At 64.2% G+C, this 13,763-nt stretch carries 13 protein-coding genes; 7 read left to right on the top strand and 6 right to left on the bottom strand.

The genetic code is table 11. The features are described 5' to 3' along the window. The 3 genes from EN914_RS06855 to EN914_RS06845 form a co-directional block, all read right to left on the bottom strand. On the bottom strand, nt 1-794 hold a 794-nt coding region (locus tag EN914_RS06855; RefSeq protein ID WP_164778669.1), incomplete at its 3' end, for an SIS domain-containing protein. A 17-nt stretch (nt 795-811) separates the two neighbouring features. Further along, nucleotides 812-1,594, bottom strand: a complete 783-nt coding sequence (locus EN914_RS06850; protein ID WP_013528577.1) for a GntR family transcriptional regulator — start codon at nt 1,592-1,594, stop codon at nt 812-814. After that, nucleotides 1,591-2,472: an N-acetylglucosamine kinase gene (locus tag EN914_RS06845; RefSeq protein WP_013528576.1), complete on the bottom strand. Its 882-nt coding sequence runs from the start codon at nt 2,470-2,472 to the stop codon at nt 1,591-1,593. Before EN914_RS06845 ends, EN914_RS06850 begins: the two co-directional genes overlap by 4 nt. Nucleotides 2,473-2,671: 199 nt before the next feature. Between EN914_RS06845 and EN914_RS06840 the strand changes: the two genes are divergently transcribed. The 7 genes from EN914_RS06840 (at nt 2,672) to EN914_RS06810 (ending at nt 9,453) form a co-directional block, all read left to right on the top strand. Continuing rightward, nucleotides 2,672-3,631 (top strand): N-acetylmuramic acid 6-phosphate etherase, encoded by a 960-nt coding sequence (locus EN914_RS06840; RefSeq protein ID WP_024502147.1) that lies wholly within the window; start codon nt 2,672-2,674, stop codon nt 3,629-3,631. Nucleotides 3,632-3,633: 2 nt separating this feature from the next. Beyond that, entirely contained in the window at nt 3,634-4,893 is a 1,260-nt protein-coding gene (locus EN914_RS06835) for an ABC transporter substrate-binding protein (RefSeq protein WP_024502146.1), read from the top strand. A gap of 244 nt (nt 4,894-5,137) precedes the next feature. Beyond that, nucleotides 5,138-6,067 (top strand): carbohydrate ABC transporter permease, encoded by a 930-nt coding sequence (locus EN914_RS06830; RefSeq protein ID WP_013528573.1) that lies wholly within the window; start codon nt 5,138-5,140, stop codon nt 6,065-6,067. Between the two features lie 11 nt (nt 6,068-6,078). After that, on the top strand, nt 6,079-6,918 hold the full coding sequence (locus tag EN914_RS06825) for a carbohydrate ABC transporter permease (RefSeq protein ID WP_013528572.1): 840 nt from the start codon (nt 6,079-6,081) through the stop codon (nt 6,916-6,918). Continuing rightward, nucleotides 6,915-7,382: a DUF4304 domain-containing protein gene (locus EN914_RS06820; protein WP_024502145.1), complete on the top strand. Its 468-nt coding sequence runs from the start codon at nt 6,915-6,917 to the stop codon at nt 7,380-7,382. The genes EN914_RS06825 and EN914_RS06820 overlap by 4 nt, the downstream gene beginning before the upstream one ends. 1 nt (nt 7,383) lies before the next feature. Beyond that, nucleotides 7,384-8,439, top strand: coding sequence for a Gfo/Idh/MocA family protein (locus EN914_RS06815; RefSeq protein WP_024502144.1), 1,056 nt, complete (start codon nt 7,384-7,386; stop codon nt 8,437-8,439). Between the two features lie 15 nt (nt 8,440-8,454). Next, entirely contained in the window at nt 8,455-9,453 is a 999-nt protein-coding gene (locus tag EN914_RS06810) for an ABC transporter ATP-binding protein (RefSeq protein ID WP_024502143.1), read from the top strand. Between the two features lie 166 nt (nt 9,454-9,619). Here the strand turns inward: EN914_RS06810 and EN914_RS06805 are convergent, their stop codons facing one another. From EN914_RS06805 to EN914_RS06795, 3 genes are all read right to left on the bottom strand, one after another. Next, nucleotides 9,620-10,465 (bottom strand): fumarylacetoacetate hydrolase family protein, encoded by an 846-nt coding sequence (locus tag EN914_RS06805; protein WP_024502142.1) that lies wholly within the window; start codon nt 10,463-10,465, stop codon nt 9,620-9,622. Between the two features lie 219 nt (nt 10,466-10,684). Continuing rightward, nucleotides 10,685-11,416 carry an SDR family oxidoreductase gene (locus EN914_RS06800; protein ID WP_013528567.1) on the bottom strand — a complete coding sequence of 244 codons (732 nt, stop codon included), beginning with the start codon at nt 11,414-11,416 and terminating at the stop codon, nt 10,685-10,687. Between the two features lie 186 nt (nt 11,417-11,602). Continuing rightward, nucleotides 11,603-13,763: aldehyde dehydrogenase family protein (locus tag EN914_RS06795; RefSeq protein WP_127389032.1), on the bottom strand; the 2,161-nt coding region annotated here is incomplete at its 5' end.

Here is a 13,763-nt window from a genome sequence, read left to right as displayed (position 1 = left end):
GCGTCGCGCGCGGCCAGCGCCAGCACCGGAAAATCAGGGCCGACCAGCGCCAGCGGGCCATGCATGACCTCGGCGGCGCTGTAGGCTTCCGCATGCATGCCGCAGGTCTCCTTGAATTTCAGCGCAGCCTCATTGGCCATCGCCGCCGACGGTCCGCGGCCGAGGATGAACAACGACTTCTGCTTCTCGATCGTCTCAGAGAGCACGCTCATCCAGTCGCAGGCGATCGCCTTGCCGAAATGCTCCGGCAGGCGGGCAAGCGCCGCCAGTAGCGCATCGTCGCCGGTGGCATGCGCCATCAGAGCGAGGCCGGCGACGGCCGAATTGATGAAGGTCTTGGTGGCCGCGACGCTGCGCTCGGGGCCGGCCAGGATATCGATAGCATAGTCCGAGGCACGCGCCAGCGGCGAATCGGCGGTGTTGGTGATGGCGACGGTCAGCGCGCCTCCCGCCCGCGCGGTTTCGGCCATGGCGACGATGTCGGGGCTCTTGCCCGACTGCGAGATCGCCAGGCAGGCCGAGCCGGCGAGCCTGAGCTTGCGGCCATAGATCGAGGCGATCGACGGCCCGACCGATGCGACGGCCAGGCCTGCGGTCAGCTCGACGGCGTATTTCATGAAGGTGGCGGCATGGTCGGATGAGCCGCGCGCCACGGTGACGACGAACTGCGGGTCGCGTTCACGGATGCCGCGCCCGGCTTCGGTCAGCACGGCGCCGGAGCCGTCGAGCAGGCGGGCGACGGCCTGTGGGACCTCCTCGATCTCGCGCCGCATATGGGTCATCTCTGTCGACATGGTCGGCTCTGTCGTGCTCATGGTCGGCCCTCTTCGCTCGGCCCTGTCAGCCGCAGTTCGGCGACGAAATCATAGGCGTCGCCCCGGTAGATAGAGCGGGTGAATTCGATCACCTTGCCGCTCGCCAGATAGGAAATACGTTCGATGTGCAGGCCGGCAATGCCTGGCGGCACTTCGAGCAGGCGCGCGTCGCTGTCGCCGAGATTGGCGGCGGAAATGCGCTGCACCGCCCGCACCGGCCGATTGCCGGTCAATTCCAGCGCGGCATAGAGCGAGGAGCCTATGTCGGCCGGGTCGGGCAACACGCTGGCCGACAGCGAGGCCCGCTCGATCGCCAGCGGCGTGTCGTTGGCAATGCGCAGGCGCGCCACGCGCGCCACCAGTTCGTCCGACGACAGGCCGAGCACCATCATTTCGTCGGGCGAAGGTGCGTAAAGGCCGCGGTCGAGCCATGCCGAACGCACCACCATGCCGCGCCGCGCCATGTCCTCGGTAAACGAGGTCAGCCGCGACAGCGACTGTTCGACACGCTCCATGCGCGGCGCCACGAAGGTGCCGGAGCCGTGGCGCTGCACCAGGATGCCGCCCTTGACCAGATCCTGCACCGCCTTGCGCACGGTGACCCGCGAAATATCGGCCTTGGTGGCGATGTCGCGCTCGGAGGGCAGCGCGTCGCCCGGCCCGATCAGGCCGCGATTGACCGCGTCCTCGATGCTCTTGCGCAGCTGCAGATAAAGCGGCGCGCCGCTTTGCGCCTGATGTTTCAGCGTGGCGAAGATCTGGTCGGCGGCCTCGCTCATCGAGTTGCCTCCGCGTGTCCGGCGAAAAGGCGAACCGCCATCTGCACCGCGCCGCCCAGCGCGTCGTCGAGCGGCGGCTTCAGCAGCGCCCGGTAGCGGGCAGACAGGCGCGGCGCGTAGAGCGGCGCCAGCCCGCCGAGAAGGCACAGCGGCGCGTCGTCGGCGAGATCGAGCGCGCCGAGCGAGGCTTCGACATCGGCAACCACCCTGTCGAGGATCCAGTTGGCGACGCTGTCGCCCTTCTCGGCGTGTTCGAACACCTTGGGTGCGAAGCCGCCGAAATCGCCGGGCTTGGCATTGGTGGTGAATTCGACGACATCCTCCGGGTTGTTGCGGAAGACGGCCAGCATGCTCTGCGTCAGCGGCGAGCCCGCGCGGACGCCGTCATAGGCAAGCAGTGTCTGTTCGAGCAGGTCGCGGCCGATACGGGCGCCGCTGCCCTGGTCGCCAACCTGGAAGCCCCAGCCGCCGATGGCGCGCGATTTGCCTTGTCTGCGCGCCATATAGGCGGTGCCGGTGCCGAGGATCGCCATGGCGCCGTCACCGGCGCCGACAGCGCCTTCCAGCGCGATTTCGGCGTCGGTCTCGACGCGGCTGATGCTGAATGGCAGGATCGCCTCGAGCTGCTGCCGGTAGGTGCCGACATTGGCGCCGGCAAGGCCGAGAATTGCGGGCGTTCGCGGGATCAGTTCCGGATCCTGCCCGGCGACGAGGAACGCCTGCCTGGCGGCCTCGACGATGTTCGAGCGGGCGCCGGTCAGGTCGGTGCGGATGTTGGCGGCGCCGCTTTTGGCGCGGCCGATCACCGTGCCGTCCGCCGTTGCCAGGGCGGCCCTGCAGCTGGTGCCGCCGCCATCGATTCCGAGCACGAAATTCACGTTGATTTCTCCTCCGGGCGGATAATACCAATAAAATACCAATAGCCAAGGGTTAATTTCCGTTTCAAAAAGTTTAAGCCGTATTTTATTGAAAAATCTGCGTATTTCGGCCGCTCAGCGATTTCCGGCCCGCGAATTCGTTAATGCGTGTGGACAAGTGGTATTTTTTTGGTATTGTTCTGGTATTGGAGGAACCGGGATGGCCGAAACGCGCACCGAAGCGCTTCACAAAAATGCCGAGGGGCTGGATATCCAGCCTCCGGACGCCATCCTTTCCTATTTGGCCGATGCGCAGATCGAAGCCGCCAAGGTGGTGCGCCATGCCATTCCATCCATCGCCAGGGCCGCCGAGATCATCGCCGGCAGGCTGAAGGGCGGCGGCAAGCTTGCCTACGCCGCGGCCGGCAGCTCAGGCCTGATGGCACTGGCCGATGCGCTGGAGCTGCCGGGCACCTTCGGCATTCACCGCGACCGCATCGCCATCCTCATCGCCGGCGGCGACGACGCTTTCCGCACGCTGGCCGGCGGGCCGGAAGACGATACCGAGGAAGCCGCGGCAGCGGTCGCCGAGGCCGGCCTCGGCAAGGGCGACTGCCTGATCGCCATTTCCGCCAGCGGCACGACGCCCTATGCCGTGCGGGCCATCCAGGAGGCTGCCCGCCGCGGCGCTGCCACCATCGGCATCGCCAACAACAGGGACTCTGCGCTGCTGCGCCAGGCACAAACCGCCATCCTGCTCGAAACGCCGCCGGAACTGATCGCCGGCTCCACGCGCATGGGCGCCGGCACTGCCCAGAAGATCGCGCTCAACATGCTGTCGACGCTGACCGCCATCCATCTCGGCCATGTGCATGACGGCTACATGGTCAATCTCATGGCCGACAACATCAAGCTGCGCGACCGCGCGGCGCGCATCGTCGCCGTCGTCAGCGGCCGCGGCACGGACGAAGCGGCCCGCCTGCTCGAAAAGAGCGGCGGCGCGGTTAAGACCGCCATTCTGCTCGCCGCCGGCGCCGACAGCACTGACGCGGCGCAGAAGATACTGGAAGAGGCCGGCCAGAAGTTGCGGCCGGCCCTTTCCGCTATAGAGGGGAGCAAGGGCTCAAAAGCCTCTGTTCTCATCAAAACCGAACCTGAAAAAGGTCAACAGGGAGACTGAGCATGACAACGAAACTACTGACGGCACTGCTTTTGGGCACCAGCATTCTCGGCTCGGCCGGGGTTGCCTATGCCGACGACGTAACGCTTAACATCGAAAGCTGGCGCGGCGACGACCTTGCCATCTGGAAGGACAAGCTGATCCCGGCTTTCGAAGCCAAGAACCCGGGCATCAAGGTCGTGTTCGCACCCTCGGCTCCGACCGAATATGACGCCGCGCTCGGCGCCAAGCTCGCCGCCGGCTCGGCGGGCGACCTGATCACCTGCCGCCCGTTCGACAAGTCGCTTGAGCTGTTCAAGAAGGGCAACCTTGCCGATCTCTCGGCGCTGCCCGGCATGGAGAACTTTTCGCCGGTGGCCAAGTCCGCCTGGCAGACCGACGACGGCAAGGCGAGCTTCTGCGTGCCGATGGCTTCGGTCATCCACGGCTTCATCTACAACAAGGACGCCTTCGACAAGCTCGGCATCAAGGTGCCGGAGACCCGCGACGAGTTCTTCGCCGCGCTCGACAAGATCAAGGCCGACGGCACCTACATCCCGATGGCGATGGGCACCAAGGATCTCTGGGAAGCCGCGACCATGGGCTACCAGAACATCGGCCCCAACTACTGGAAGGGCGAAGATGGCCGCGCAGCACTGATCAAGGGCGATCAGAAGCTGACCGACAAGGACTGGGTCGCGCCGTATGAGGAACTGGCCAAGTGGAAGCCTTATCTCGGCGATGGCTTCGAGGCGCAGACCTATCCGGACAGCCAGAACCTGTTTACGCTCGGCCGCGCCGCCATCTACCCGGCCGGCTCGTGGGAGATCGGCCTGTTCAACACCCAGGCGCAGTTCAAGATGGGCGCCTTCCCGCCGCCGGTCGAGAAGGCCGGTGACACCTGCTACATCTCCGACCATACCGATATCGGCATGGGCCTGAATGCGGCTTCGAAGAACGCCGATGCGGCCAAGACCTTCCTGTCCTGGGTCGCCTCGCCGGATTTCGCCACCATCTACGCCAACGCACTGCCGGGCTTCTTCAGCCTGAACTCCTCGCCGGTGAAGATGGAAGACCCGCTGGCGCAGGAATTCGTCTCCTGGCGCGGCAAGTGCAAGTCGACGATCCGCTCGACCTACCAGATCCTGTCGCGCGGCACGCCGAACCTCGAGAACGAGACCTGGGTTGAATCGGCCAACGTCATCAACGGCACCGATACGCCGGAAGCGGCGGCCAAGAAGCTGCAGACCGGCCTCGACAGCTGGTACCATCCGGCCAAGTAAGAGCTCAGGTAATGGAACCGGCCGGCGCACGCCTGGCCGGTTCCGGACTACCTCATTCAAAGTGCGCCTATTCAGATTGCGATTGTCGGCACCGCCTCCCGGCCTTACCCTCTCTTCGGGGAAGGCTAGCTGATCAGTCGCAGGCCTTTGTTCCTGCCGCATCGGCAGGAATGGTCGGGCCGTGCATCGAGGCATCATCTAGATCGATACCCTTTGGAACCGAGAGACGGCGGGGACCGAACTCATGGCCGCAGATATCAGACCGAAAAGACCGTTCCGCTGGCATATAGGCGTCTTCCTGGCGCCGGCGGTGCTTGTCTACACGGCAATCATGATCCTGCCGCTCGCCGGCACGCTGCAGCTCTCGCTGTTCCGCAACATCGAGCAGCACCAGGTCTTCGTCGGGCTGGAAAACTTCCGCATGCTGTTCGGCGATCCCAACTGGTCGGTGGGTTTCTGGAACGCGCTGAGGAACAACACCTGGTTCTTTATCATCCACATGCTGGTGCAGAACCCGATCGGCGTTATGCTGGCCGCGCTTCTGTCCAGCCCGAGGCTGAGGTTCGCGGCCTTCTACCGCACGGCGATCTTCGTGCCGACCATCCTGTCCTTCGTCATCGTCGGTTTCGCCTGGAAGCTGATCCTGTCCCCGTTGTGGGGCGTAGCGCCGCATCTGATGGATCTCGTCGGTCTGAAAAGCCTGTTCACGCCATGGCTCGGCAAGGAACAATATGCGCTCACCGCACTCAGCCTGATTTCGGTGTGGCAGTTCGTCGGCATCCCGATGATGCTGATCTACGCCGCCCTGCTGTCGATCCCCGAAGAGGTGATCGAGGCCGCCGAATGCGATGGCATCACCGGCCTGGCGCAGTTCTGGAAGATCAAGCTGCCGCTGATCCTGCCGTCGATCGGCATCATCTCGATCCTCACCTTCGTCGGCAATTTCAACGCCTTCGACCTGATCTACACCGCGCAAGGCGCGCTCGCCGGGCCGAACTATTCGACCGATATTCTCGGCACTTTCCTCTACCGCGCCTTCTTCGGCTTCCAGCTGCAGGTCGGCGACCCCAATATGGGCGCGGCGATCGCCACGATGATGTTCCTGATCATCCTCGGCGGCGTCTGCGTCTATCTCTTTCTCGTCCAGACGCGCCTGCGTCGCTACCAGTTCTGAGGGGCCGAGAGATGAGCACCGCCACCCGTTCCGTGCCCCGCACCATCGGCGCCCATGCGATCCTGTTGACCTACACGGTGATCGCGCTGTTTCCGGTGATCCTGGTGATCATGAACTCGTTCAAGTCCCGCGCCGGCATCTTCGGCGCGCCGCTGACGCCGCCGACGCCCAAAACCTTCGACCTGATCGGCTACACCACCGTCATCGGCCAGGGCGACTTCATCCACTATTTCCAGAACAGCCTCGTCGTCACCGTCGCCTCCCTGTTCCTCGTGCTCCTGTTCGGCGCCATGGCGGCGTTCGCGCTGTCGGAATACCGCTTCCGCGGCAACTCGCTGATGGGCCTCTATCTGGCGCTCGGCATCATGATCCCGATCCGGCTGGGCACCGTCGCCATCCTGCAATTGATGGTGGCGAGCGGGCTGGTCAACACGCTGACGGCGCTGATCCTGGTCTACACCGCGCAAGGCCTGCCGCTTGCCGTGTTCATCCTGTCGGAGTTCATGAAGCAGGTGTCCGACGATCTGAAGAATGCCGGCCGCATCGACGGCCTGTCGGAATACACCATCTTCTTCCGCCTGGTGCTGCCGCTGGTCAGGCCCTCGATGGCAACCGTCGCCGTCTTCACCATGATCCCGATCTGGAATGACCTGTGGTTCCCGCTGATCCTGGCGCCGTCGGAAGAAACCAAGACGGTGACGCTCGGCGCGCAGCTCTTCCTCGGCCAGTTCGTCACCAACTGGAACGCTATCCTGGCGGCGCTGTCGCTGGCGATCATGCCGGTGCTGATCCTCTACGTCATCTTCTCGCGGCAGTTGATCCGCGGCATTACTTCCGGAGCGGTGAAGTGAGCGGCGGGGAAGAAGCTATCGTACAGGCCCTCGTCGAGACAGCGAGCCACTATGGATTCCGGGGCGTTCGCGCCAAAAATTTCTACCGAGAGGGGCCGGAGACGATCTGTGTGCTGAACCTTCAGAAGTCTTCCTGGGGTCCGCAATTCTATATCAACGCTGCTGTCTGGTTTGCACGGCTTGGGCCGGAGCGCCGGCCGAAGGAATACAATTGTCACATTCGTTGGCGCGTCAATTCCCAGATGGAAGACGAGCAGTCGAAAGCGTTCGAGCAGGCGCTCAACCTTGAGCATCCCTTGCCTGATGATCAGAGGCTTTCACTGATCAAGGACGGAGTTGATGCCTATGGCTTTCGACTTTTGTCCCGGTGTGACAGCGAAGAAGCAGCCCTGCGGGTCGCAGATGAATGTGAGCCACAGGTGATGGTGGCTCTCGCAGCCCGCAGGCAAGAAAAGGCGAATTGAAATGGCCCAACCCCTGCGTGTCGTCGTCGCCGGCCTCGGCAATATGGGCCGCAGCCATGCGCTGGCCTACCATACCAATCCAGGTTTCCAGATCGCGGCGCTGATCAATCGCTCCGACGTGCCGCTGCCGGACGGGCTGTCGGGTTACGGCATCAGGCGCTCCTTCGACGAGGCATTGCGTGACGAAAAGCCCGATGTCGCCTGCATCGCCACCTATTCCGACAGCCATGCCGACTATGCGGTGAAGGCGTTCGAGGCCGGTTGCCACGTCTTCGTCGAAAAGCCGCTGGCAACGACGGTGGCCGATGCCAGGCGCGTCGTCGCGGCGGCCAAGGCCAACGGCAGGAAGCTGGTGATCGGCTACATCCTGCGCCATCACCCGTCCTGGATCAGGCTCATCGCCGAAGCGCGCAAGCTCGGCGGCCCCTACGTCTTCCGCATGAACCTCAACCAGCAATCCTCGGGCCATACCTGGGAGACGCACAAGCAGTTGATGCAGACGACCTCGCCGATCGTCGATTGCGGCGTGCACTATCTCGACGTCATGCTGCAGATCACCGATGCGAAGCCCGTGGAAGTGCGCGGCATGGGCGTGCGGCTGACCGACGAGGTCGCGCCCTCGATGTACAATTACGGCCACTTGCAGGTGCTGTTCGATGACGGTTCGGTCGGCTGGTATGAGGCCGGCTGGGGGCCGATGATTTCGGAAACCGCCTTCTTCGTGAAGGACGTCATCTCGCCCAATGGCTGCGTGTCGATCGTCATGAAGGAAGGTGTGAAGTCCGATGACATCGACACCCACACCAAGACCTCGACCATCCGCCTGCACAATGCGGCGACCGGCGCGGACGGCAAGTTCGCCAAGCCAGACGAGATGTTGTCGATGGAGGGCGAACCCGGCCATCAGGACCTCTGCGACCTCGAACAGGCCTTCGTGCTGAAGGCAATCCGCGAGGATCTCGATCTCACCAAACATATGGACGACGCGGTCAAATCGCTCGCCGTCTGCCTTGCCGCCGACGAGAGCGTGCGCAGTGGCGCCGCCGTCAAACTCTAGAACAGGGACGAAGCCGTGGGCTCGCTGAACATCGAGAACGTGAAGAAGGCCTTTGGGCCGGTCGAGGTGCTGAAGGGCATCAACCTCGAAGTGAACGACGGCGAGTTCGTCGTTTTCGTCGGGCCGTCCGGCTGCGGCAAGTCGACCCTGCTCAGGGTCATCGCCGGACTGGAGGATTCGACCTCGGGCCGCGTCGTCATCGATGGCGCGGACGTTTCGGCCACGCCGCCGGCCAAGCGCGGCATCGCCATGGTGTTCCAGACCTATGCGCTCTATCCGCATCTGACGGTGAAGAACAATATGGGCCTCGGCCTCAAGCAGGCCGGCACGCCGACCCCGGAGATCGAGCGCCGCATCGGCATCGCCTCGTCGATGCTGTCGCTGGAGCCCTATCTCGAAAGGCGGCCGGCCGAACTCTCCGGCGGCCAGCGTCAGCGCGTCGCCATCGGCCGCGCCGTGGTGCGCGAGCCGAAGCTGTTTCTGTTCGACGAGCCGCTGTCGAACCTCGATGCCGCGCTGCGTGTCAACACGCGGCTCGAGATCGCGCAATTGCACCGCCGGCTGAAGGCGACGATGATCTACGTCACCCACGACCAAGTCGAGGCGATGACCCTGGCCGACAAGATCGTGGTGCTCAACGCAGGGAAAATCGAGCAGATCGGTGGCCCGATGGAGCTCTACAATTCGCCGGCAAATGAGTTCGTCGCCGGCTTCATCGGCTCACCGAAGATGAATTTCGTCGACGGCGCCCGTCTCGGCGAAACCGCCAGGACCATCGGCGTGCGGCCGGAACATCTGACCGTCGACCCGAAATCCGGCTCCTGGAAGGGAACGGTGGTGCACGCCGAGCATCTCGGCGCCGACACCAACCTCTATCTCGACTGCGAGAAGGCCGGGCTGATCACCGTGCGGATTTTTGGTGTTTACGATGCCGAGCCGGGTGCCACGCTGTATGCGACGCCGGATCCGGCGAAGACGTATCGGTTTGGTGCGGATGGGAAGGTGCTGAAGTAGATACGCCGGCGCAGCCCCCTCACCCAGCCTCCGCTTCGCTCGGCTGACCTCTCCCCGAGGGGAGAGGAGATTGTCAGCGCCGACGCCAGTCTCTTCTCCCCAGCGGGGAGAAGGTGGCCGCGAAGCGGCCGGATGAGGGGGCAGCGCCGACCCCGAAATGTACTGCCTAAACGTCCGCCTTGAACGTCTGCTTCTGCTGCCCCAGGCCTTCAATGCCCAGCTCCACCACATCGCCGGCCTTCAAGAACACCGGCGGCTTCATGCCCAGCCCGACGCCGGGCGGCGTGCCAGTGGAGATGATGTCGCCGGGATGCAGCGACATGAACTGGCTGAGATAGGACACCAGATACTTGACGCCATAGACCATGGTCTTGGTCGAGCCGTTCTGCATCGTCTTGCCGTTGACGGTCAGCCACATTTTGAGGTTCTGCGGGTCGGCCACTTCGTCCTTGGTCACCAGCCATGGGCCGGTCGGGCCGAATGTGTCGCAGCTCTTGCCCTTGGTCCACTGGCCCTGCCGCTCGGCCTGGAAGGCGCGCTCTGAGACGTCGTGGGCGACGCTATAGCCGGCGACATAGTCGAGCGCGTCGGCTTCGCTGACATATTTGGCGGTTTTGCCGATGACCACGGCCAGCTCGACTTCCCAGTCGGTCTTCTCCGAGCCGCGCGGGATCAGCACGTCGTCATCCGGGCCGACAATGGCCGAGCTCGCCTTCATGAAGATGATCGGCTCCGGCGGCACGGTGGCGCCGGTCTCGGCGGCGTGGTCGGAATAGTTCAGGCCGATACAGATGAACTTGCCCGTGCCGGCAACGCAGGCGCCGAGGCGCGGGCTGCCGGAAACCGCCGGCAGCGACTTCGGATCTAGCTTGGCGAGTGCTGCCAGCGATGCCGGATCGAGTGCCTTGCCGCCGATATCGGTGACGTGAGCGGAGAGATCACGGATCGTTCCATCCGCATCGAGCAGGCCGGGACGTTCGCTTCCCACCTCGCCATAGCGCAGCAGTTTCATCTAAATCCTTCTCCTGATTGCGGCCTCGTGGCCTTTTGCAAACTTTCCGCCAAGGCGATTGCTCCTTCAAGGAACCGGCGGACCGTACCCACCGACCTGACTACGGACAAGCGCGATCGCCATACAAGATAGCCGGCGCGCGGGATTTTCAGACTGTTCGATCCCCTGTTAAACGCCGGCAACGGGCCAGATCGTCCGGCCCACGCAAGATTTCCGCAGTCAGATCGACCAGCCGCCGTCGATATTGTAGGCCTGCCCGGACGTGTACGTGGCGCCGGCCAGGTAGACGGCCAGATCGGCGATTTCCTCCGGCGTGCCGAGCCGGCCCATCGGCTGGCGGGCGATGAAGGCGGCGCGGGCGGCATCATAGTCGCCTTGCGCGTGCATGCGGTCCTGCAGCGACGGGCTCTCGACCGTGCCGGGGCAGATGGCGTTGCAGCGTATGCCCTTGCCGACATAGTCGGCGGCTATCGCCTTGGTCAGGCCGATGACCGCGGCCTTGGTCAGGCCATAGACGAAGCGGTTGGGCACGCCCTTGGTGGAACTGGCCAGCGAGGCCATGTTGATGATCGATCCGTCGCCGCGTTCCAGCATGCCGGGCAGCACGGCCCGGCTGGTGCGGATCATGGCGCGGACATTGAGGTTCAGCGCGAAATCGAGGTCGCCGTCCTTCATCTCCAGGATCGAGCCCGAATGGACGAAACCGGCGCAATTGAACAGCACGTCGACGACACCGATCTCGGCAAAGGCGGCGTTGACGGCTTCGTCGTTGAGCACGTCCAGCTTGCGGGTCTTGATCCCTGGCGTCTTGGCGAGTTCCGCCAGCAGCGTCTCGTTGATGTCGGTGGCGTAGACGATGGCGCCGGCTTTTGCGAAGGCCAGTGCGCTCGCCTTGCCGATCCCTTGCGCCGCTGCCGTGACGACAACGACCTTGCCTGCCAGATCCGCCATGCTGTTCTCCTCGTCCGCTGGGATAGTCCGGGTCTACCTGCGGCTGGCCAAGGCGTCATGTGCCAGTCACGCGTGATCGTGCAGCCTGCGCCGTTGACCGTTCACTGATAAAGATGTTTTTTCTCGTTAAAGAACATCTGTCCGGGCGTCAAGCCCGAACACGATCTGAACAGTACCGGCAGGCCATCAATCGCCGTAAGGCACCCAGACATTCTTGACCTCGACGGCGCGGCGCAGGAAGGCGTCGCCGGCGGCTTGGTCGGATGCCCAGTCGATGCCGCGGCCATTGCCGCTCCAGACGCGCTTGAGGTTGCCGATGGACTCGGCTTCCGCCTTGGCGCAGGTCTCGGCATCGGCGAACACCCAAAGCCCGTCGACATCGTCATGCTTGGCCAGCACGCCGGCGAGTTCGGCGCTGCGACCGGTGACGATGTTGATGGCGCCTGAGGGAATGTCGGAATATTCGATGACCTGGTAAAGATCGGTCGCCAGCAGCGGGTAGCGCTCCGACGGCACTGCGACCACGGTGTTGCCCATCGCGAGTGCGGGTGCAATCAGCGAGATCAGGCCGAGCAGCGGCGAGGCATCCGGCGCGACGATGCCGACGACGCCGACCGGCTCGTGCAGCGCCAATGTCACGGCACGCGCGGGCGGTTGGTGCACGCGGCCCTCGAATTTGTCGGCCAGACCGGCATAGAGGAACAGCCGCTCGATGGATTGTTCGACCTCTTCCCGCGCGGCCTTGGGCGTGGCGCCGGTCAATTCGGTGAGACGGGCGGCGAACTCGCCGGCGCGGCCGGAAAGGTTCTCGGCCAGATAATAGAGCACCTGGGACCTGTTATAGGCGGTCGCCTCCGGCCAGGCCTTGGCACCGCGGGCGGCGGAGACGGCATCGCGGATATCCTTGCGGCTACCGAGCCCAACTTCGCCGGCAAGCTTGCCTTTGGCGGTGGCGATGGCGAGCGAATAATTGCCGTCCGGCCGTACCTGCTTGCCGCCGATGAACAGCTTTGCCGTACGGTCGATTGCCGCGCCGTCGGCCTGCTCGACCGGTTGCGCCGACATCGTCGCCGGCTTGATGACCGGGCCGAGCGGCAATTTTGCCGTGAGATATTCGAACATACCCTCGCGCCCGCCCTCACGACCGAAACCACTCTCGCGGTAGCCGCCGAAGCCACACGCGGCGTCGAACATGTTGGTGCCGTTGACCCAGACCACGCCGGCCTTCAATTGCGGCGCGACGTGCAGGGCAAGGTTGACGTTCTCGCTCCACACCGAGGCGGCGAGGCCATAGCGCGTGTTGTTGGCGAGCTCGATCGCTTCCTCGGTGTTGCGGAAGGTCATGGTCGCCAGAACAGGGCCGAACACCTCTTCTTGCGCCAATATGTTAGCCGGCGAAACACCTGTGGCGAGCGTCGGCAGATGGTAGTAGCCGGAGGACGGCAGCCCGGCATCCGGCTGCCAGCAAACAGCGCCCTGTCTGGCGCCTTCGGCAACCAGGCCCTTGACGCGCTCGAGCTGGGTCAGATCGACCAGCGGGCCGATATCGGTGTTCTTGTCGAGCGGGCTGCCGACGCGCAGCCGGCTCATCCGCGTCTTGACCTTGGCGATCAGGGCGTCGGCTATGCCTTCCTGCACCAGGAGCCGCGAACCGGCGCAGCAGACCTGGCCCTGGTTGAACCAGATGCCGTCGACCAGGCCTTCGACGGCGCTGTCGAGATCGGCATCCTCGAAGACGATGAAAGCCGATTTGCCGCCGAGCTCCAGCGACAGTTTCTTGCCCGAGCCGGCGGTGGCCTTGCGGATGATCTTGCCGACCTCGGAAGAACCGGTAAAGGCGATCTTCTGGACGCCGGGATGGTTGACGATGGCGACGCCGGCCTCAGGGCCGCCCTGGACGATGTTGACGACGCCCTTCGGCACGCCGGCACGCTCGCAAATCTCGGCGAATAGGATAGCGGTCAGCGGCGTGAACTCGGCCGGCTTCAGCACCACGGTGCAGCCGGCGGCGAGCGCCGGCGCGATCTTCCAGGCCAGCATCAGCAGCGGAAAGTTCCACGGGATAATCTGGCCGACGACGCCGACACCCCTATGGCCGGGGAAATCCCTGTCCAGCGCCTGCGCCCAGCCGGCATGGTGGATGAAATGGCGGATCGCCAGCGGCACGTCGATATCGCGGCTTTCGCGGATCGGCTTGCCGTTGTCGATGGTCTCAAGCACCGCGAACAGGCGCTGATGCCGCTGCATGGCGCGGCCGATGGCATAGAGTACTTTGGCACGCTGATAGCCTGAGGCTGCCGACCACTTCGGCAGCCTCAGGCTATCAGCGTGCCAAAGTACTCTATGC

It is taken from the genome of Mesorhizobium sp. M7A.F.Ca.CA.001.08.2.1 (assembly GCF_003998455.1).
Lineage (GTDB): Bacteria > Pseudomonadota > Alphaproteobacteria > Rhizobiales > Rhizobiaceae > Mesorhizobium > Mesorhizobium ciceri.
The sequence above is the reverse complement of the archived record's forward strand: the minus strand, read 5'-3'. Positions and strand labels throughout refer to the sequence as shown.

Coding starts and splice junctions, on each gene's coding strand:
- EN914_RS06850 (WP_013528577.1), bottom strand. CDS start 1,594: ATGAGCGAGGCCGCCGACCAGATCTTCGCCACGCTGAAACATCAGGCG.
- EN914_RS06840 (WP_024502147.1), top strand. CDS start 2,672: ATGGCCGAAACGCGCACCGAAGCGCTTCACAAAAATGCCGAGGGGCTG.
- EN914_RS06835 (WP_024502146.1), top strand. CDS start 3,634: ATGACAACGAAACTACTGACGGCACTGCTTTTGGGCACCAGCATTCTC.
- EN914_RS06830 (WP_013528573.1), top strand. CDS start 5,138: ATGGCCGCAGATATCAGACCGAAAAGACCGTTCCGCTGGCATATAGGC.
- EN914_RS06825 (WP_013528572.1), top strand. CDS start 6,079: ATGAGCACCGCCACCCGTTCCGTGCCCCGCACCATCGGCGCCCATGCG.
- EN914_RS06815 (WP_024502144.1), top strand. CDS start 7,384: ATGGCCCAACCCCTGCGTGTCGTCGTCGCCGGCCTCGGCAATATGGGC.
- EN914_RS06805 (WP_024502142.1), bottom strand. CDS start 10,465: ATGAAACTGCTGCGCTATGGCGAGGTGGGAAGCGAACGTCCCGGCCTG.
- EN914_RS06800 (WP_013528567.1), bottom strand. CDS start 11,416: ATGGCGGATCTGGCAGGCAAGGTCGTTGTCGTCACGGCAGCGGCGCAA.